Genomic DNA, 19,739 nt, shown 5'->3' on the forward strand with positions numbered 1-19,739 from the left:
TGCCCGCATGCATTCGCCGAGACGGTTCCCGCCTGGCGGCCTTGTGCCGGACGGGCGGTCCCGTCACGCCAGCCGAAGGTCACAAGGCCGTGAGCCCTGATCCGGCAATGAATCCACCAACGCATGAAGTCGTTTCCCTGCAGTCGGCGCGGGTCGCGCCGGATTCCATCGGAACGTCCGGGCCTTGCCGCGCATATCGGAAGTGGTGAGTGGTGACAGAGGCAGTCGCCGAGCCGCCGCACGCTGCGGGGTCGCGCCTCGCACTCCAGTAGGCCCGGTCGGGCGACATCTGTCCTGCTACTCGAATTCGGGACTTGACAGGGGAAACGATCTCGTATGCCGCCGCGCGCCTCCGCGAGCCCGGCGGCGGCGCCTCCGCGAACCCGGCCGCGTATCGCCTTACACGCCTTCTCGGCAGGCGGCAAGGCCCGAACTCCAGTGACGTGACACCAGCGATCAGACCCAGGCGTACTGGAGACGTTCTGGCGACTCGCGTCCGGCTCACGGTCCACGGTCCGCCGCGAGGGGGCGGACCCCGCCAGTCTGCGGGGGTGGCCCCCCCACGTGCCGGATGGTTGAACAGACACCTTTCCTGAAGTGTGGTGACCCATGGGATCCGTCTCAGCTCCGCCGATGCCGTCCGCGGCGCAGGCCGTAGGCGACTCGCCCCCGCGCGCGCCGTCCACCGGACGCATGATCGGCATCGATCTCGCGCGCGGCCTGGCCATCCTGGGCATGTTCGCCGCGCACGTGGGTCCCGAGCCATCGGTGGGCGGCCCGCTGGGCTGGCTCATGGAGGTCGCACGCGGCCGCTCCGCCGCCCTGTTCGCGCTGCTGGCCGGCTTCACCCTGATCCTTCTGACCGGCCGTCCGCAGCCGCGCACCGGGCGCGACCGGCGTCAGGCGATCGGCCGTGTCCTGATCCGCGCCACCGTCCTGATCGCCCTGGGATACGCGCTGGTCCTGCTCGACACAGACGTCGACGTCATCCTGTCCTTCTACGGGCTGCTGTTCGTGCTCGCCCTTCCGCTGCACCGGCTGACCGCGAGAACCCTGGCGATCATCGCGGCGTCGACCGCGCTCGTCATGCCGCAGCTGCTGTATCTGCTGAGGTCCATGGTCGACGGCGGAAGGTGGCCCGACACCGTCATCGACCACGACCCGCTGGCCCGCATCACCGACTCGGACGGGTTGCTGGAACTCTTCGTCACCGGCGAATACCCGGCGCTGACGTGGTTCTCCTTCATCGTCGTCGGCATGGCGGTGGCCAAGCTCGACCTGTCGCGCTGTGACGTCCTCGGCAAGCTGGGGTCCCTTGGCGTCGCACTGGCCGTGATCGGTTACGGGGGATCGTGGCTGGCCCTGCGGGTGGTCCCCGGCGCGTCGGCCGGGGTGAGTGCGGCCGCCGAGGGCGGTCCCGCGGGCTCGGCGTGGTGGTCGGACGCGGTCGGTCAGGAGTTCCTTCCCGGCCATCCGGCCTGGCTGCTGGTGGCCTCACCGCACAGTCAGACGACGGGGTCGATCCTCGGCAATACCGGTGTCGCGCTCGCCGTCCTGGCTGCCTGCCTCCTCGCCGTCGAGATCTCCGGCCCCAAGAGCCGGCTGATCGCACCGGTCGTCGCCGTCGGCTCGGTCTCCCTGACGGCCTACGTCGCCCACATCGTGGCGATCAGGCTCCTGGCCACCGACGACTTGGCGGACCCTGCCGGACTGCCGGTGCTCCTCGGCTTCGCCGCGACGGCCATGCTGCTGGCCCCCCTCTGGACCCGCCGCTTCCGGCGCGGACCGCTGGAACACCTGATGCATGCCGCCACGCATCCCGCCCGGCTGATCCACTGACGGCTGCCGGCGAGCCGAGAGGCGGATCTCCCGACTTGGCGCGACTAAGCTCGAAGCTCGAAGTTCGTACCTGGTCGCCACTGAGCAGGGAGGCGGTCGTGAATCCTGGACAGCTGAATCTTGGACAGCTCCTCCGACGACACGGCACGCCGCATCCCGACACCGAGGGCCTGACCATCACCCACGCCCGCGCCTACGAATTCTGCGGCGCTGTCTGCTTCGGCGGGCTGCGTCCGCGGGCCTATGCCCGGCTGGCGCGGCTCAGCGGTGCGCGTTCCGGAGACCGGGTGCTGGACGTCGGCTGCGGCACCGGCTATCTGACCCGGCGTATGGCGAAGATCGTCGGCCCCGGCGGCTCGGCGCTGGGCATCGACCCTTCAGTCGAGGTCATCGAGTACGCCCGCCGTAAGACGCGCGAGCCGCACTGCTCGTACGAGACGGGGGTCGGTGAGGCGCTCAGCGCGCCGGACGGTTCCTTCGACGTCGTCGTCACGTGCCTGGCCATGCACCACCTGCCCGAAGACGTACGGCCGGTCGCGCTCCGCGAGATGTACCGGGTGCTGCGTCCGGGCGGGCGGCTGCTGGTCGCCGACTTCCGGCAGCCGCGCACGCGGCCCGTCCGGCATGTGATCGCCGCGATCACCGGTCACGTCATGGCGCACTACCGTGTGGAGACTCTCGACGGGCTGATCGCTGACGCGGGCTTCGCGACGATCGGGCGCGGGGATGTGCGGCCTTGGCTGCGGTACGTACAAGCAAGCCGAGCAGTGCGGCCCGAGAAGCCGTAACGGCCGCGCCCCGGATCCGCATAAACGCAGGATTTCTCACCCCTTGCCACAGCTGAGATCGTTACCCTCCGGCAGACGATACGGTGGCGCAGTTCGCCGGGACGGTGGACGGTGGACGGTGCGGGGCGGGGAACGAGGGGCATGGCGAGCCAGGGGAGTAACGAGCGGGCGCGGAATCTGGCCGGGGGTGCACGGGTGGCTGTCCGGGCCCTCGTCTCTGTGGTGGTCGGCGGTCTGTCCCTGATCACCATTCTCACGGTCGGCTCGGTGCTCGGACCGATGCTCGCCATGGACCTCTACACACCGGCGGTGGCCGCCTGGTGGACGGTGTTCACGGCCGTGGTCGTGCAGGGGATGCCGTTCCTGCTGCTCGGCACGCTGATGTCGGCGGCGATCGGGGCCTTCGTGCCGGAGCGGGTCTTCCGGCGACTGCTGCCGCGCAGTCCTGCGCTCGCCGTGCCCGTCGCGGGTGCAGCGGGAGCTGTTCTGCCGGGCTGCGAGTGCGCGTCGGTGCCGGTCGCGGACAGCCTGATGAGGCGCGGGGTCGCCCCTGCGGCCGCCCTCGCCTTCCTGCTGTCCGCGCCCGCGATCAACCCGGTGGTCCTGGTCGCGACCTCCATCGCCTTCCCCGGCAGTCCGGCGATGGTCGCGGGCCGGCTGATCGCCTCGCTCGCCACCGCGGTGATCATGGGCTGGCTGTGGGTCCGGTTCGGGCGCGAGGAGTGGCTGCCCCGTAGGGCGCGTACGGCGACCAAGGCGCCCACGAGCGGTGGACGTTGGAGGGATTTCCGTGCCGGGTTCCAGCACGACTTCCTGCACGCGGGCGGATTCCTCGTGGTGGGCGCGGCGGCCGCGGCGATGTTCAACATCGCCGTACCCCGGTCCGTCCTGGACGCCTTCACCGGCTCACCCTGGATGTCGGTGCTGCTGCTCGCCGTCCTCGCGGTGGTGCTGTGCGTGTGCAGCGAGGCGGACGCCTTCGTCGCGGCCTCGCTGAGCGGGTTCTCGCCGACCGCGCAGCTCGCGTTCATGGTGGTCGGGCCGATGGTGGACCTGAAGTTGATCGCCTTGCAGGCGGGGACCTTCGGGAAGGCGTTCGCGGTGCGGTTCTCGTCCGTGACGTGGGCGGTGGCTGTGGTGAGCAGTGTGCTCGTGGGGTGGTGGCTGCTGTGAGGCGGTACGGTCCGGCGTCGTTGCTGATCCTGTGCGGCGTGGCGCTGCTGCGGATCGCACTCTTCAGTGAGCTGTATCTGCGGTATGTGAAGCCGGGACTGCGACCGTTCCTGATCGCCTCGGGCGTGCTGCTGATCAGCCTCGGGATCGTGGGGGTCGTCGCTGCCTTCCGGTCGTCCGGCGGGTCCGGCGCCGAGAACGATCACGAGCACCACGGTGCAGGGAGCGACGACAGGCATCGGGGGGAGGTGAGCGGTCACGGGCACGACCACAGCCGGGGCCCGAGGGTCGCCTGGCTGTTGGCGGCCCCGGCACTCGCTCTGCTGTTCTTCCCACCACCGGCACTCGGCTCGTACAGCGCGGAGCGCGAGGCGGCGCAGTACGCCGCCCAGGGCATCGGTACGTTCCCCGCCCTCCCCGACGAGGACCCGGTCGACCTCACGCTCGGCGAATTCACCTCCCGTGCCATGTACGACAGCGGCGCGACGATGAAGGGCCGCACCCTGCGGATGACGGGCTTCGTCACCAGGGACGGGGACACCTGGTACCTGACTCGGCTCCTCATCTCCTGCTGTGCCGCCGACGCACGGCCCAACAAGATCGAGATCCGTGGGGCCGACGCCCCGGCGACCGACGCCTGGGTGACGGTCACCGGCACCTGGCACCCCGAGGGCGAACTCGGCTCGGACGAGGCGTGGCCGCCCGTCCTCGACGCCACGTCCGTGAAGCATGTGAAGCAGCCGGAGAACCCGTACGAGAAGCTGTAGCTCCGCGCACGCCTCTCGCGACCGACGCCTGTCCTCACCCTCACTGCGTCGGGCGCCTCACGCGGTCCCGTGGTGTGCCAGCACGTGGTGCGGGTCGGTCTCGCCGGGAACGGGCGCCGGATCCGCGTGCACGAGCGCCGCGGTCAGCTTCGGCACGGCATGCAGCAGTGCATGTTCGGCCTCCACCGCGACGTGATGCGCACGCCGTACGCTCAGGTCCCCGTCCACGACGACCGCGACCTCCGCGCGCAGCCGGTGTCCGATCCAGCGCAGCCTCAGCTCGCCAATCTCGCGTACGCCGTCGACGTCGAGCAGGGCCGTCTCCGCCGCGTCGACCAGAGCGGGGTCGACCGCGTCCATGACGCGCCGGAAGACCTCCCGAGCCGCATCCCGCAGCACCGACAGGATCGCCGCTGTGATCAGCAGGCCCACGATGGGGTCCGCCGACTGCCAGCCGAGCGCCGCGCCACCCGCGCTGAGGAGGACCGCGAGCGAGGTGAATCCGTCCGTACGGGCATGCAGACCGTCGGCGACCAGGGCGGCCGAGCCGATGTCGCGGCCGACGCGGATGCGGTAGCGGGCCACCCACTCGTTGCCGATGAAGCCGGCGACGGCTGCGGCGGCCACGACCCAGATGTGCTCCATGTCCCGCGGATGGATCAGACGGTCCACCGCCGTCCAGGCAGCGAAGGCCGCGGACGCGGCGATGGTCAGCACGATGACGATTCCCGCCACGTCCTCGGCCCGCCCGTAGCCGTAGGTGAAGCGGCGGGTGGCCGCGCGGCGGCCCAGGACGAACGCGATTCCCAGGGGGACGGCGGTGAGCGCGTCGGCGGCGTTGTGCACGGTGTCGCCCAGCAGCGCGACCGATCCGGATATCACCACGATCGCAGCCTGGGCCACGGCCGTCACGCCGAGGACGGCGAGCGAGACCCAGAGCGCCCGCATGCCGCGCGCGGAGGACTCCAGCGCCGAGTCGACCTTGTCGGCCGCCTCGTGCGAATGGGGCTTCACCACGTGCCCGAGCTGGTGCCGCCATCGGGCGAGACGGCCGGCGGGATCGTGGTCGTGGTGGTGCTCTCCACCGTGGTCGTGGTGGTGCTCTTCACCGTGCCCGTGCCCGTGCCCGTGCCCGTGCCCGTGCCCGTGCCCGTGGCCGTGGTCGTGGCCGTGACTGTGTTCGGAACCGTGGCCGTGGTGATCGTGCTGGTGGTTCGTCACGTCTTTCCCCTTCCGGCGTGCGAGCGAAGATCTGGCGGGGGAGTGGACACGGCCTCACCCACACCCCATTATGTGCTCATGAGCGCACGCATGCACCTATCACCTGCGCATGATGCGCACCCGCGCACCCCCAGCGAGGAACAGTTCGCCCTCGCCGCCGAGATCCTCGCCCTCCTCGGCGACCGCACCCGTCTCGCACTGCTGCATCAGCTGGCCGACGGCGAGGCGGACGTCACGACGCTGACCACGGCGTGCGGTGCCGCACGCCCCGCTGTCAGTCAGCATCTGGCTCGGCTCCGGCTGGCCGGACTCGTCACCACCCGCAAAGACGGCCGTCGAGTGATCTACTCCCTGCGCGACGGCCACCTGCGTCGGGTCGTCGGCGAGGCGCTGAGCCTGGCCGACCACCGGCTCACCGACCGACCGGCGCACGACTGATCCGCCCGGCGACCGGCCGTATCGCCCGCGCGTGCTCGCGCTCGTGCTCGTGTTGCCGAACCCGCGAAAGCCTCCGCTCACAGCACCTTGCGGTGAACGAGGGCCGCGAGCACGAGTGTGCCCGGCAGCAGGGGCAGCCATACCGTCAGGACGCGGTAGCCGATGACGGTGGCCGTCGCCAGGCCCAGGGGTGTGCCGTAGGCGATCAGGGTGAACACCAGCGCCGCGTCCACGGGGCCGATGCCGCCCGGCGCGGGCACGGCCCCTACCGCGGTGCTGGCCACGAGGAACGCGAACGCGACCTGCACCCAGGACAGTTGGAGCCCGAGCGACGCTCCGACCGAGGCGATCACGCTCGCCTGCAGCAGCGGGGTGGCTGCCGCCCCGCCCCAGAGAGCGAGGACCCGGCTGGGCCGGGTGTGCAGGAGTCGTGCGTCGGTCAGGGCGGTGCGTACGAATCCGAGAACCGGGCGGCGCAGCGGCTGTACGACCGTCAGGAGCACGGCCGCCGCGACGAGTCCGATCGCCACGACTCCGGCGGCCAGGAGCATCATCCGTGCGTCGGGGACGAGTTGACCGAGCCGCAGCATCTCCGGGAACGCCAGGAGGAAGACCAGGAGTACCAGGGTCTTCGCGATCGGTTTGACCAGCGAGTACAGGGCGAGCGAAGCGGTGGCCCGCGCAAGGGGTATGCCGCGTCCCTGCAGGAAGCGCAGCGTGACGGCATGGGCGCCGATGCTCGCCGGAAGCACGTGGTTCGCGGCGCCGGCAGCGAACTGAGAGGCGAGCAGCAGCCCCGGCGGAAGCCTTTCCGGTACGGCTCCCTGGCGGACGCACGCGGCGGCCACCCAGCCCAGGCAGGTGAACAGGACACCGACGAGCAGCCACCAGGGGTCGGCGGACGCCAGACGCGCGGTGCCCTCGCGCACGGCACGCCAGTCGGCCGCCGCCCACGCCGCGAGCAGCAGGAGCGGCAGCACACTCAGCACCCGGCGGGCGAGCCGTGCCGCAGAGGGAGAGCGGACGGCGGCGGGGAGCGGCCGGAGAGCGTCGAGCGGGAGCAGGGACACGGCGCGCGTCGTCCTTCCGTGTCACACCCGCGGGGTACGCGGCGGACGGCTATGAGGCGAGGGAGGGGGACGCCGCAAAGATTCCCGCACGGCGTGACGGCAGGGTGTCCGGAAGCCGAAGAGATCGGACACCGAGCGCGACTTCCCGTGCATCGGCCGTGGTGCTCGAGCAGTCGTCAGGGTGTGAGGAGTCCGGGCGCAGGGGCGGCGATGGGAGAAGAGGGCTCTCACTTGGAGGTGGCGGGCGCTGCAAGCAAGCCGTGGTCCCGGAGCACGGCGTAGCCGATGCCGACGCCCACCGCCACCGGCCACGAGAGGGCACCCGCGACGGCCAGCGCGCCGAGGCCGGCGTACAGGGGCAGGCCGCCCTTGGCGGGCAGCACGCGGCGGGCGGTGGACACGGGGACCGCTGCGGCCTTGGCCGCCCAGGTGGCCGCCTCGCCGAGCCCCGGGAGGGTGAGGGGGACCGTGCGCTCGCCGGACGCGGCGACGGAGTTCTTCTTCGGGTCCTTCGCCGGCGGCGTTCTGCTCTGCCCGCTTCTGCTCTGCTCGGCGGCGCGCCGCTGCGGTCTCTTCGCCGCGGAGGAGGGGAGTGACGTCTTCGCACTCCTCGAACCTGGGCGTTTCCCAGCGGTCTTCGGTGTGGTCACGGTTCTCACATCCGTTCGTGGGTCCGGATTCGCCCCCGGTGACGCACAAGCTACCTACAGGGAAAGGGGCCTGCGAGCCAGGCGGCCGTTCGGATCAGCGTGCCGGGCGAGGGTGTCCGGGGCGGGTCATGATGGTCCAACGGGACGACGGATCGGCCTGCCAGGGAGGTGGCACGCGGGTGTCGCTGCTGTCGGAAGTCCGTCTGCCGCTGCCGCTTTCGCCGCCGTTGATCGGGAGTGTGGCTGGCGGGCTGGCCGCCGGTGTGCGTGGGGCCGCGGACGTGGCCGCCACGCTGTTCGGGTTGGAGCGGCGGGATGTGTGGTCCCGCCCAGGTCGCTGCCATATCGAGGTACGCGGGGTGCAGGGCCCTCATGGCATGCAGGTCGGCCGGATGGTGGAGCGCGCGCTCGAGGGTCACCCTGGCGTGCTGTGGGCGCGCGTGAACGCCCCGGCGCAGCGCGTCGTCGTGGAGCTGGCCTCGCCACCGCCCGCGCAGCAGGAGCTGATCCGGATCATCGCCCACGCGGAGTCCCACGGGGCCGCCGCCACCGCGGAGCCGGACGGGTTCGACGCCTGGTGCCCTGCGCCTCACCATCCGTGCGAGGGACCGCGCAGGCGGCCGGCCCTTCCGGTCCTGGCGGCGGACATCGCGGGCCTGCTGCTCACGGTGGCCACGCGCTTGTCGCCGTGGACGCCGCTGCCGGCCGAGGTGGGGGCGCTGGCCACGGCCATCCAGTGCCACCCGGGGTTGCGCAGGGTGGCCACGTCGGCCCTCACGGAGCAGAAGCCCTCCGAATCGGTGCTTCCGGTACTCCATGCGCTCGTCCAGGGCGTGGCCACGCGCGGCGGCGGGCTGGTGCTCGACGTCGCGCAGCGCCTGGCGCAGTGGCGGGAGGCGAGCGCGGCTCGTGAGGCGTGGGCGGAGGCGGAGCCGCGGCTGGCGGCAGGACCGGAGGATGCGCGGGCCGAGCCGATCGTGGTGGAACGCCCGCAGGCGCACCAGGACGTGACAGCTCGTTACGCCGAACGGGCTATGGCGGCGGGTGCTGCCGTGGGCGCCTTGACCACACCGTATGCAGGGCCGCGGCGCGCGTTGGCGGTGGCGCTGTCCAGCCTGCCGAAGGCGCCGGAGGCCGGGCGGGAGGGTTTCGCCACCAGCCTGGGCCGGTTCCTCGCGCTGCGCGGCGTCGTGGCCATGGACCGCAGTTCGCTGCGCCGCCTGGGCCAGGTGGACACGGTGCTCCTGGACGTGGACGTGCTGCGCGGCGGCCGCCACGAACTGACCGACCTGGTGCTGTTCGACGGCGCCGAGCTCGAAGAGGTGTCCGACCGGCTCTTCGCGCTCTTCGATCCGGCCGCGCCGTCGCAGGTCCACCGTGACAGCGAAGGCTGGGAGCTGGGCCCGCTGGAGAACCTGGATCTGACGGGGCGTACGGGTCGCAGGGCCGCGGACCGGCTGCGGAGCCGGGGCAGTGAACGCGTACTGGGCCTGGCTTTCCGGCGCCGCCTGGTGGGCGTCGCGGGGGCGGCGGTGCCCATGCTTCCGGGCGCGCAGGCCCTGGCGGCGGCGGCCCACCGTTCGGGGATCCGCGTGGTCCTCGCCAGCGACCAGCCGTATGCGGAACTCGGGTTCGTCGACGCGATGGTGCCCGCGGGCGGTCACCTGGTTGCGTCGGTGCGCGCGTTGCAGGCGGATGGCGCGGTGGTGCTGCTGGTGTCGGCGGACCGACGTGCGCTCGGGGCATCCGACTGCGGTATCGGCGTCCACCGGGAAGGGGAGCCGCCGCCCTGGGGCGCTCACCTTCTGGTCGGCACCGACCTGGACGCGGTCGCGCTGATCCTGACCGGCGTGGGCGTGGCCCGCCAGGTCGACCGGGACAGCGCGCTGCTGGCCGCAGGCGGCAGCGGTATCGGCGCGGTCACGGCGATGCGGGCACCGGCTGCCGAGGCGTGCTCGCGCGGACAGGCGGCGTGCAACACCGCCGGGGGGATCGCCTTCTGCCTCGGGGCCTGGCGCGCACGGCAGCTGTGCTCCCGGCCCATCACCCCCTCCGTGGAGACCGTGCCCTGGCACCTGATGCCTCCCGCCCGGGTCCTGGATCGGCTGCGCACCAGCAGCGACGGACTCTCCGCGGCGGAGGCCGAGGTGCGGGCCAAGAGTCCGGCGCGGACGGGTGCGGCGCCGCGGACCACCCTGCTGTCGGCGTTCGTCGAGGAGTTGGCCAACCCGCTGACGCCGGTGCTGGCAGGCGGGGCCGCCCTGGCCGCCGCCGTGGGATCCGGCGCGGACGCCGCGCTGGTCGCCTCGATCACCGCCACGTCGGCGTTCGTCGGCGGTGTCCAGCGCGTCCGGACCGAGCGCGCCCTCGCGGAGTTGACCGCCCGCTCCGCGGTCGGGGCACGGGTGCGGCGCGGGGGCCGCGAGCGGCTGGTCACCGCGGAGGACTTGGTGCCCGGCGACGTCGTCCTGCTGAGACCCGAGGACGTGGTGCCCGCCGACTGCCGCCTGCTGGAGGCCGAGGGGCTGGAGGTCGACGAGTCGTCGCTGACCGGCGAGTCCCTGCCCGTGACCAAGGATCCGGCGCCGGTGGTCGCATCCCATCTCACCGACCGCCGCTCGATGCTCTACGAGGGCACCACCGTCTCCGCGGGGGAGGCGGTCGCCGTAGTCGTGGCCACGGGAGCGGCCACCGAGGTCGGGCGCACCATGGCCACCGCGCGGGAGGCGGCGCCCGTGACCGGCGTCGAAGCGCGGCTGTCGTCGCTGACCAAGTCCAGCCTGCCCGTGGCGACGGCCTCCGCGGCGGCGGTGGCCGGGGCCGGGCTGCTGCACGGGCGCCCGCTTTCCGAGAGCCTGGCCTCGGCGGTCAACCTGGCTGTCGCCTCGGTCCCCGAAGGGCTGCCGTTCCTCGTCAACGCAGCCCAACTGGCCTCTGCGCGCCGCCTGGCCGAGCACGGGGCGCTGGTGCGCAACCCGCGCACGATCGAGGCGCTCGGCCGGGCCGATGTGCTGTGCTTCGACAAGACCGGCACCCTCACCGAGGGCAACCTTCAGCTCGTCGCCGTCAGCGACGGGGACGGCATCCTTCCCGTCGACCGGCTCGGCCTGCGGCACAAGGCGGTCCTGGCCGCCGCGCTGCGTGCCACCCCCGCCGCCCGGCAGTCCGAGCCGATGGCCCACCAGACCGACCGGGCGGTGGACGCCGGGGCCCGCCGGGCTCGGGTGTCGGTCAGCCGCGGCGCGCCCCGCTGGCGGCGCACCGGCACCCTGCCGTTCGACCCCTCCCGCGCGTACCACGCCACGGCGGGCCGGGCGCTCGGCTCCACCCTGCTCAGCATCAAGGGTGCCCCGGAGATCGTGCTGGCCCGCTGCCGGAGCAGGCGCCTGAACGGGGCGGAGACCGCGCTCGACGACGCCGCGCGTACGGCGTTCGCCCTGGCCACCGAGGAGCTCGCCGGTGCAGGCCGGCGCGTCCTGGCGGTGGCCGAACGGACCATGCGTACCGGCGAGGAGCTCACCGACGAGGCGGTGCGGGACCTCGTCTTCATCGGCTTCGTCGTGCTGGCCGACCCGGTGCGCCCGGGGGCGGCGCCGGCCACCGCCCGGCTGCGCGCGGCCGGGGTGCACACGGTCCTGCTCACCGGGGACCACGCCGCCACCGCGGAGGCCATCGCGGCGTCGGTCACCGGCGAGCCGGAGCAAACCGTGCGCACCGGGGCCGACTTGGACGAGCTCGACGACGACGCGCTCGACGTGCTGCTGCCGAAGGTCGATGTGATCGCCCGGTGCACCCCGCGGCACAAGGTCCGCATCGTCCAGGCATTCCAGCGTCTCGGACGGGTCGTGGCGATGACCGGCGACGGCGCGAACGACGCCCCCGCCATCCGGCTGGCCGACGTCGGTATCGCCCTGGGACGGCGCGGCACTCCCGCGGCAACGGCCGCAGCCGATCTGGTCATCGGTGACGACCGCCTGGAGACGATCGTCACCGCCCTGACCGAGGGCCGTGCGATGTGGACCTCGGTCAGGACCGCGCTGGCCATCCTGATCGGCGGCAACCTCGGTGAGGTCACGTTCAGCGTGCTCGCCTCCGCGCTGGCCGGCAGCTCACCGCTGAGCGCCCGTCAGATCATGCTGGTCAACCTCCTCACCGACCTCGCCCCCGCACTGTCCATCGCCGTACGCACTCCGGCTGAGAGCTCCGGAGAGCAGCTGCTCGAGGAAGGACCCCACCAGTCGCTGGGCGCCGCACTCACCCAGGAGATGGTGCAGCGCGGGCTCACCACCGCCCTCGGCGCGGGGCTGGCCTGGACGGTCGCACGACTCACCGGCACGCAACGCCGCGCCGGCACGGTGGCGCTGGCTGCCGTGGTCGGCACCCAGCTCGCACAGACCCTCACCAGCGGCGGCGCTGACCGCCAGGTGCTCGCCGCCACCATCGGCTCGGCCGCCGTGCTCGTCGGCATCATCCAGACCCCGGGCATCAGCCACTTCTTCGGATCCACCCCGCTGGGCCCCATCGGCTGGGGCATCGCGCTGACGGCCATCACCGGCGCCACGCTCCTCCACGCACCGCTGAAGCCCCTCGCGCACCGCCTGGCCCGTACAGGTTGGCTGACCTCCGCAGCCGAGAACCCCGAGACACCCGAGAAACCCGAGGAGCCGGCGCCGCCGCAGTCGGCTCCAGCCGCACTCGCCGCCGTCCGGGCCGCCTGGCTGAGCGCGGCGCTGTCCCGCCTCAGTCTGCTCTCACCGGGTCTCGGCCCGTCGCCCTGTCCATGAGGGCGATACGTCGAGAGCGACACGTAGGGGACCGTCCCGGGCCCGCCTCCGGACCGGACCTGGAGACGAACCGCCCCTGCGCCGAGGGCTGGCCAGGGAGCACCGGTCACTCCTCGTCGTCTCACCCGGCCGCTGCCTCGTACAGGCTCCACACACCCAGCCCCAGCATCAGCAGCGCCACCACCTTGGTGATCAGATGCAGCGGTACCTTCTCCGTCAGCGCCCTGCCGCACGCGATGCCGAGGCCGGCCACCGTCCACAGAGCGAGCACCGCACCGATCCCGACCGACAGCGGATCGCCGTAGCGCGCCGTCAGGTTCAGCATCAAGATCTGGGTATCAGGTCGCCGAACTCGGCCACGAGGATGAGCATGAAGCCCGCCGCCGAGACCTTCCAGAAGGTGGGGCTCCCCGGCTTGCGGATCTCCGTATCACCATCGGACCGGTCCTTCTGCGTCAGGAGCATGGCCGCGCCGCCGAGGAAGAGCACACCCGTCAGCGCCCGGATGATCTGCCGCGGGAAGAGCGTCAGTACGCTGCCTGCCGCCACCGACAGCGCGACATGGACCGCGAAAGCGGCGGCGACGCCCGCGAATACGTACGAGGCGCGGTAGCGCGTCCCCATGATGAAGCACGCGACCGCTGTCTTGTCCGGGAACTCGGCGAGGAAGACGACACCGAAGACGAGCGCCGTGACGCTGAAGTTGATCAAGGTTCCTCAATCGGTCGGGTTGCCCCACTGAGAGAACCATCCGCTGACGCGGCCCGCCGACAGGCAGCGCACACGGTCACCCGTAAAGAAGCGCAGGAACCGGGAACCGGAGCTGCCAGGCGGCACGGACCCGGCATGCGGCACGGGCCCGGCATGAGTCCGGAAAGAGCCTGTCACTCCCGCAGGTCAGAGGCGTGATTGCCGGGCTGAGGTCAGCAAACAGTCAGCATTGGGCGCGGCTGCGTCCTGGCCCCAAACTCAAAAAGACCATCGCCAATCAGAGAGCCGAGATCGAAGAACTCCGCCAACTGGTGACCCCACCTCACCCTTGCCAGCGCCGTTCTCACGCAAGAGAAGAGCGCGTCAACGAAGCCCGCCAGACTCCAGGCAACGTCATCCTGCTTCGCCCACCCACCACCTGACAGCTTCACCCACGCGGGACCGCCCTGGTCGACTGGACACCGGGGCGGCCCCGTCCTGTTGAGACTGAGCAGCCGATCTAGCGGCTGAGCATCTGACTTGGCGGGTCTGGGCAGTGCAGATGGCGGGCGGAGTAGCGGTCCCATCGCTGTGCTGTGCGGTGTGCCCCTTCAACCTGCCGGGTGCTGAACGAGGGACCAGCGGACGGGGTGACCGTCGGGGCCGTCGGTGAGCCAGGAGCCGTCACCCAGGAGCTCCAGTTCGTACGGGCTGGCCACGTCGACGGCGATGTCGCCGCTGACCGTACCCGTCCTCACGTCGATCAGGTGGTAGCGGTACCACTCCTCCTCATCCTGGCTTTCACCGCCCACGGTGACGACGGCCGTGTCCGGGGTCAGATAGCCACCGCTCCATTCCACGAACGTCTCCTCCGGGTCATATCCGAAGGCCTCGACGGAGAGAGTGAAGAGCCGGTCCCCGCTGGGGTGGCGGTGGAAGGCGACGTCCCGCTGACCGTGGTCGACGGTCATGAACTGCCGCCCGCCCGGCGCCAGGTCGATCAGGCAGCGGTCCCACCACGGGTATGTCACGAACTCCGGCTCGCCATCGGCCCCGACTATCCCCCGGAGAATGACGGCACCGTCCTGGCCCTCACCGATGTCGAGGTAGACGCTGCCGTCCACGGGGTGCACGTGGTGGCCGGCGCCATGCCCAACCGTCTCCAGCTCCCGGCGGACGAGGACCACCCCGCCTTCGGCGTCGTGCACGACCCACTGGTCTCCGCCCCCACGTTCCGCCATCGCGTCCGGCCGGTAGACCCACACAGTCCGGCCGTCCAGAGAGAGGGCACAGCCAGGCCGGTGGCCATGGCGCACGTCGGAGTGCGGCTCGAAGTCCGACGCCCACACCAGGTCACCGGCGCGCGTGAGGCAGACGACCCTGTTCAGGGTCGTGTACACGACTCGCTCCAGATCAGGCCGCACCGCCCACTCCACGACCTCGTCGCCGACCCGCGGCTGGAACACCGCGGCGGGCTCCAGCGACCCGAAAGCGCCGGGGCCCTTCAGATAGGCACGGATCTGCCCGTCGCGGTGGCGCGTGATGACCTTCGGAGGGGGCGCAGGAATCATCCGCTGAGGCTAACGCCCAGCTCAGGTCGACTGAGAGCCAGGGTGGTGTGCAGGCCGAGCGCAAATCGGCTCCTCAGCCCCACCAAGTCTCGTACTCAGCCCGCTAGATCGGCTACTCGGTCTCACCTGTTCGTGGGCCTGAGCAGCAGCTGCTGGACTGAACAGCAGAAACGCCGATAGCCCCGGCTGAGCTGCACCCTTGACCTCAACCTTGGTTTAGGTACAACACTCGGCGTATGAAGACCACAAACAGCAGCACCATTCTCTTCCGCAATACCATGCGCATCACCGACGGCCACCTCGACGGCTTCCGGCACGCCATCGCGCAGGCGGTGGCATTCGCTCAAGAGCACGGCCCCCAGCTCATGGTGGACGTCTTCATCGACGAGGAGCGGATGCTGGCGCACAGTTTCCAGCTCTACCGCGACTCCGATGCCATCCGCGCCCACTGGCGGCTGTCGGATCCGTACATCCGCGAGGTGATGGAGCACTGCACCGTGCAGCACTTCGAGATATTCGGTGCACCGGACCACGACATCGTGGCGGCCATCAAGACCCCCGACGGCGAATCCTTCCCCTTCGCCATCTCGCCCCGCCTCGCTGGCTTCAACCGTCTTGAGACGCCCGGCCAGGGCGAATCGCCCTCCTAGAGGGCGATTCGTGATTCCTTGAGTCGGTTTGTGGTCGCCTGATGGTGTGGGGTGTGAACGGAATCCGCAGGTCCGCGACGCGGGGTCTGTCGGGGTTGGCGGGGTGAGTGAACGGAAGCCGTATCCCAGCGACTTATCGGACGAGCAGTGGTCGTTGATCGAGCCTGTGATCACCGCGTGGAAGGACCGGCACCGCTCGGTCAGCGGTCATCAGGGCGCCTACGACATGCGGGAGATCGTGAACGCGATCCTCTGCCAGGGGCGGACCGGCTGCCAGTGGGCCTACCTCCCGCACGATCTGCCGCAGAAGAGCGCGACGTACTACTACTTCGCCGCCTGGCGGGACGACGGAACCGACCAGGTCATCCATGAACTCCTGCGCTGCCAGGTCCGTGAACGCGCCCGGCGATTAGAGGACCCGACCCTGGTGGTGCTGGACACCCAGAGTGTCCACACGGCGAGCGGGGTCCCCGCTTCCACGACCGGCCGCGATCCGGCCAAGCGGGTGCCGGGGCCGCAAGCGCGGCCTAGCCGTGGACGTCCTCGGCCTGGTCATCGCGGTCGTCGTCCTCGCCGCGAACACCCACGACAACACTGCGGGCATCGTCCTGCTGGACCAGGTCGCCGAACACACCGGCGACACCGTCCGCAAAGCCCTGGTCGACCAGGGCTTCAAGAACCAGGTCGTCGAGCACGGCGCCGGACTGGGCATCGACGTCGAGATCGTCGAACGCGATCCGGGGCACCGGGGATTCCAGCCGCAGCCGAAGCGGTGGAGGGTCGAGCAGACCTACGGGATCCTGATACTGCACCGGCGCCTGGTCCGTGACTACGAGCACCGCACCGCCTCCTCCACCTCCCGCGTCTACTGGGCGATGTCCCACATCATGATCCGCCGCCTCACCGGCGCGAACACCTCCACCTGGCGCCAAGAGGCGATGAGCGCATGAACATCCGTCCCCTCCTTCAGGCACTGGACCTTCAGAAGGACGCCGCCCGGGCCCTGGCCGACGACCTTCGTGCGCAGATCGATGACCTACAGGCCCAGCTGCGGGAGGCCGAGACACACCTCGAGCACCTCGCGATCACCCGCAAGACCGTCACCGGCCTCGCCGACCGGCTCCCCGCATCCCCGCCGGAGTTGCCCGAGCACCCGGACTACCCGCGCATCCTCGCTGTCTTCAACGAGGCGACCGGCCCCCTACGGGCCAAGGACGTATGCCAGGCCCTCGGCCACGAAGTGCTGCCGAAGAACGTCGAAGGCACCCGGGCAAGCTGAAGCGCCTGGTCAGACTCGGCGTCCTCACCGAAGCCGACACCGGCAACTTCGTCAGCAAGCAGTAGCAGGCGCGGCAGCCAGCACCCCTGCCCCAAGCGTCACTTAGAAACGGACATCAACTCAGGAACCGCCCTCTCAGACCCTCCGCCGCTGCGGCCACGGGTAACCGAGCTGTCTGGCGTACTCCGGAGATCCGCCGCAGACCTCGGCTGTCTGACGTGGGTCACCCGCCACGAGTTGCTCAGCAAGTCTTTCGGCCTGACCTTCAGGTCGTCACTGGAGACGTCAAGCACCATCCGGGACTGCAGCCATGGGCGGTCTTCCCCAATGGCTGAGCGGCCCGGATGGAAGAGGAAGAGGTTGATCTGGTCGGGTTCCCAAAACCAGGCGGACACACTGCCAAGTTCACATTCCCACTGTGCAAGCCAGCCAGCGCGCCCTCTGAGGTCCAGCTCCAACAGTCGCCCAACGAAGCGCGCTGGCCACTCCCAGCTCTGGTCCGCAACGGCTCGCTCTACCTCTGCCTGGTACTCCCGAGCATCGAACCAGAACTCAGGCAGGTCAACGTTGTCCTCGCCGGGGTTGCGCCACTCGCTCCAGATCACGTGGACCCGGTCACCGGCTCGCGGGCCGAGACCGTGATCGACGCGGCGCCGGGGCTCGGCACAGCGGTCGTCGACGGGACGTCGTCGGCGGACCACTACGTACTGAACGGCATGGCGGTGGCGGACCACGGGTGCCTCTCCCCCGACCGTCTGCAGGACCTGCGGGCGACGGGCGCCCGGCTGGCGGACGGCCTCGGCGCACCACAGGACGTCGAATGGGCCTATGACGGCGATGGAACGCTGTGGTTGCTGCAGTCCCGCCCGATCACCACGCTGTTCCCCGCCCCGCCGCCGAGCGGGCAGGCGGACACGCGCCTGTACGTCGAGTTCGGTCACGTCCAGGGAATGCTCCAGCCCGCCACCCCGATGGGCATGTCGACGCTGAAGTCGATGGTGGCGGGCATGCTCGCCTCGTTCGGCCTCACCGTCGAGGTCGTCGACATCGGCGGACGGCTGTACGGGGATCTGACCGACGCGATGCGCGACCCCTCGACGCGGCAGCGCCTCGTCAAGCTGATGGCGGTCGACTTCGGGCCGCGGGCGCAGCAGGTGGTCGAGTATCTCCTCGACGATCCGCGGTTCGCACCGCGGAAGTCCGCCCGCAAGCGCAGTGCGGCGGCGCTGAAGACCGGCCCGAAGGCGGTCGCGGGCATCCTCGGCGCGCTGGCCCGGCCCGCCAAGGCGCGAGCAACGGTGTTCGACGAGATCGAACGGCTGCGGCGGGAGCCGGTCACGGACCCGGCCACGGCCGCGGAGCTACTGACCCTGGTCGGGGACGAGTCGAGCACGCGGACCGACGCCATCATCTGGCCGGTGGTCAGCGGACTCGTGGTCTCGGCCGCGCTGCCGCCGCTGCTGAAGGGCGTCGCGGGCGACGACGAGATACGGACGGTGCTCGGCGGCATGCCGTACAACGTCACGATCGAGATGGACCTCGCGCTGTGGGAGGTGGCCCGGCGCGCACAGGCGTACCGCGACCAGCTCCTGACCACACCACCGCAGGAGCTCGCGACCGCCTATCTGGCGGGCGAGCTGCCCGACTTCGGCCTGGACGGCTTTCTCGCCCGATACGGCAACCGGTCCGCTGCCGAGGTCGACGTCGGTGTGCCGCGCTGGTCGGAGGATCCGACGCCGGTTTTCACGATGCTGGCCAACTGCCTGCAGGTCACCGACCCGGAGCAGGCGCCGCACGTACGGTTCCAGCGTGCCGTAGCGCGGGCCGAGGCGATGCTGACCGAACTCGACCTTCGCGCCCGGCGTGCGCACCGGCTGCGCGGCCGGGTCGCCGGCTTCTTCCTGCGCCGCTCACGGGAGTTGACGGGTCTGCGCGAGGCGGGCAAGTTCGCCGGGCTCTACGCCCTGCGCGACCGCCGCCGCAGGCTGCTCCTGATCGGCGCCGAACTGCAGGCGCAGGGGCTGCTCTTGCAGGCGGACGATGTCATGTTCCTCACGCCGCCGGAAATGCGCACGGCAGTGGAGGGCGGTGCCGACCGGCACACGCTCTTGGAGACGATCGCGGCCCGGCGCGCCACGTACGACCGCGAACTGCGCCGCCGTACCGTCCCGGTGGCCCTGCTGTCCGACGGCACGGACGTGGAGACCCAGCTTCCACCTCGTACGGCCGACGACCGGACGCTCACCGGCATGGGCGCCGCACCTGGCAAGGTCACCGGCCGCGCCCGCGTGGTCCGCAATCCGGTGCACGCGGCGCTCGAACCGGGCGAGATCCTCGTCGCCCCGACCACCGATCCTGGCTGGACACCGCTGTTCCTCACGGCGGGCGGCCTCGTCACCGAGACCGGCGCGGTGATGGCACACGGGCCGACGGTGGCCCGGGAGTACGGCATCCCGGCGGTGATCTGCGTCCCGGGAGCGACCGAGCACATCCACACGGGCCAGGTGATCACGGTCGACGGTGCGGCGGGGACGGTGACGGTCGAGGAGGCACGAGATCAACGGTCCGAGCCTGACTCGCCCTGGAGCAAGGCAGGTTGATCCCACTCTGGACGCACTCGAGTACGCCCACTCCAAGTCGGACCGTCGGCGAGCGCCCTGCGATGCGGAGAATCTGCAAGTGGGGGAGTTGGTCGTCGTTCAGGCAGCGTTTCAGTTGTTCGTTCAGCGCGGCCTCGGTGATGAGCTGGGTTGGGAGGCCGGTTCTCTCTGCCGTGAGGGCCATCTTGTTGGTCAGTCGTCGGGCGCTGGCCCATCGGA

Annotated in this window: 13 protein-coding genes and 2 pseudogenes; 10 read left to right on the forward strand and 5 right to left on the reverse strand. The window is 71.0% G+C overall.

Going from position 1 to position 19,739, the window contains the following annotated elements; translation table 11 throughout:
* The first annotated feature begins 609 nt into the window (after positions 1–609).
* The 4 genes from STSP_RS14995 (at position 610) to STSP_RS15010 (ending at position 4,567) form a co-directional block, all read left to right on the forward strand.
* Positions 610–1,839 carry a DUF418 domain-containing protein gene (locus STSP_RS14995; RefSeq protein WP_067277342.1) on the forward strand — a complete coding sequence of 410 codons (1,230 nt, stop codon included), beginning with the start codon at positions 610–612 and terminating at the stop codon, positions 1,837–1,839.
* A 98-nt stretch (positions 1,840–1,937) separates the two neighbouring features.
* Positions 1,938–2,627 carry a class I SAM-dependent methyltransferase gene (locus tag STSP_RS15000; RefSeq protein WP_157902835.1) on the forward strand — a complete coding sequence of 230 codons (690 nt, stop codon included), beginning with the start codon at positions 1,938–1,940 and terminating at the stop codon, positions 2,625–2,627.
* A 141-nt stretch (positions 2,628–2,768) separates the two neighbouring features.
* Positions 2,769–3,800 carry a permease gene (locus tag STSP_RS15005; RefSeq protein ID WP_067277344.1) on the forward strand — a complete coding sequence of 344 codons (1,032 nt, stop codon included), beginning with the start codon at positions 2,769–2,771 and terminating at the stop codon, positions 3,798–3,800.
* Positions 3,797–4,567, forward strand: coding sequence for a TIGR03943 family putative permease subunit (locus STSP_RS15010; protein WP_067277346.1), 771 nt, complete (start codon positions 3,797–3,799; stop codon positions 4,565–4,567). Before STSP_RS15005 ends, STSP_RS15010 begins: the two co-directional genes overlap by 4 nt.
* 57 nt (positions 4,568–4,624) lie before the next feature.
* On the opposite strand, the gene STSP_RS15015 is transcribed toward STSP_RS15010, so the two are convergent.
* Complete coding sequence (locus STSP_RS15015) at positions 4,625–5,788, reverse strand: cation diffusion facilitator family transporter (RefSeq protein WP_067277349.1); 1,164 nt, start codon at positions 5,786–5,788, stop codon at positions 4,625–4,627.
* A 78-nt stretch (positions 5,789–5,866) separates the two neighbouring features.
* Between STSP_RS15015 and STSP_RS15020 the strand changes: the two genes are divergently transcribed.
* Positions 5,867–6,226 carry an ArsR/SmtB family transcription factor gene (locus STSP_RS15020; protein ID WP_067277350.1) on the forward strand — a complete coding sequence of 120 codons (360 nt, stop codon included), beginning with the start codon at positions 5,867–5,869 and terminating at the stop codon, positions 6,224–6,226.
* A 77-nt stretch (positions 6,227–6,303) separates the two neighbouring features.
* Here STSP_RS15020 and STSP_RS15025 read toward each other — a convergent pair whose 3' ends face one another.
* On the reverse strand, positions 6,304–7,296 hold the full coding sequence (locus tag STSP_RS15025; RefSeq protein ID WP_067277352.1) for a lysylphosphatidylglycerol synthase transmembrane domain-containing protein: 993 nt from the start codon (positions 7,294–7,296) through the stop codon (positions 6,304–6,306).
* 227 nt (positions 7,297–7,523) lie between these two features.
* Positions 7,524–7,946 carry a hypothetical protein gene (locus tag STSP_RS15030; protein ID WP_067277354.1) on the reverse strand — a complete coding sequence of 141 codons (423 nt, stop codon included), beginning with the start codon at positions 7,944–7,946 and terminating at the stop codon, positions 7,524–7,526.
* Positions 7,947–8,125: 179 nt separating this feature from the next.
* Here STSP_RS15030 and STSP_RS15035 point away from each other — a divergent pair, with 179 nt between their 5' ends.
* A complete protein-coding gene (locus tag STSP_RS15035; protein ID WP_232789640.1) occupies positions 8,126–12,730 on the forward strand; it encodes a cation-translocating P-type ATPase in 4,605 nt (1,534 codons plus the stop codon).
* A 121-nt stretch (positions 12,731–12,851) separates the two neighbouring features.
* Here the strand turns inward: STSP_RS15035 and STSP_RS15040 are convergent.
* Positions 12,852–13,441, reverse strand: a pseudogene (locus STSP_RS15040) (TMEM165/GDT1 family protein).
* Between the two features lie 590 nt (positions 13,442–14,031).
* Positions 14,032–14,991, reverse strand: coding sequence for a hypothetical protein (locus STSP_RS15045; RefSeq protein ID WP_067277358.1), 960 nt, complete (start codon positions 14,989–14,991; stop codon positions 14,032–14,034).
* A 236-nt stretch (positions 14,992–15,227) separates the two neighbouring features.
* Here STSP_RS15045 and STSP_RS15050 point away from each other — a divergent pair, with 236 nt between their 5' ends.
* The 4 genes and pseudogenes from STSP_RS15050 (at position 15,228) to STSP_RS15070 (ending at position 19,520) form a co-directional block, all read left to right on the forward strand.
* Positions 15,228–15,641 carry a hypothetical protein gene (locus STSP_RS15050; RefSeq protein ID WP_067277360.1) on the forward strand — a complete coding sequence of 138 codons (414 nt, stop codon included), beginning with the start codon at positions 15,228–15,230 and terminating at the stop codon, positions 15,639–15,641.
* A gap of 103 nt (positions 15,642–15,744) precedes the next feature.
* Positions 15,745–16,591, forward strand: a pseudogene (locus STSP_RS37080) (IS5 family transposase).
* Positions 16,588–16,920, forward strand: coding sequence for a hypothetical protein (locus STSP_RS15060; protein ID WP_232789641.1), 333 nt, complete (start codon positions 16,588–16,590; stop codon positions 16,918–16,920). Before STSP_RS37080 ends, STSP_RS15060 begins: the two are co-directional and overlap by 4 nt.
* A gap of 605 nt (positions 16,921–17,525) precedes the next feature.
* Positions 17,526–19,520 carry a PEP-utilizing enzyme gene (locus STSP_RS15070; RefSeq protein WP_067277366.1) on the forward strand — a complete coding sequence of 665 codons (1,995 nt, stop codon included), beginning with the start codon at positions 17,526–17,528 and terminating at the stop codon, positions 19,518–19,520.
* Positions 19,521–19,739: the final 219 nt, after the last annotated feature.

The sequence above is a fragment of the Streptomyces jeddahensis genome, assembly GCF_001642995.1.
In the GTDB taxonomy this organism is placed as follows: Bacteria; Actinomycetota; Actinomycetes; order Streptomycetales; family Streptomycetaceae; genus Streptomyces; species Streptomyces jeddahensis.

What these genes read in the sequence shown, in the direction of transcription:
- STSP_RS14995 (WP_067277342.1), top strand. Translation starts at nt 610, where the DNA reads ATGGGATCCGTCTCAGCTCCGCCGATGCCGTCCGCGGCGCAGGCCGTA.
- STSP_RS15005 (WP_067277344.1), top strand. Translation starts at nt 2,769, where the DNA reads ATGGCGAGCCAGGGGAGTAACGAGCGGGCGCGGAATCTGGCCGGGGGT.
- STSP_RS15020 (WP_067277350.1), top strand. Translation starts at nt 5,867, where the DNA reads ATGAGCGCACGCATGCACCTATCACCTGCGCATGATGCGCACCCGCGC.
- STSP_RS15045 (WP_067277358.1), bottom strand. Translation starts at nt 14,991, where the DNA reads ATGATTCCTGCGCCCCCTCCGAAGGTCATCACGCGCCACCGCGACGGG.
- STSP_RS15050 (WP_067277360.1), top strand. Translation starts at nt 15,228, where the DNA reads ATGAAGACCACAAACAGCAGCACCATTCTCTTCCGCAATACCATGCGC.
- STSP_RS15060 (WP_232789641.1), top strand. Translation starts at nt 16,588, where the DNA reads ATGAACATCCGTCCCCTCCTTCAGGCACTGGACCTTCAGAAGGACGCC.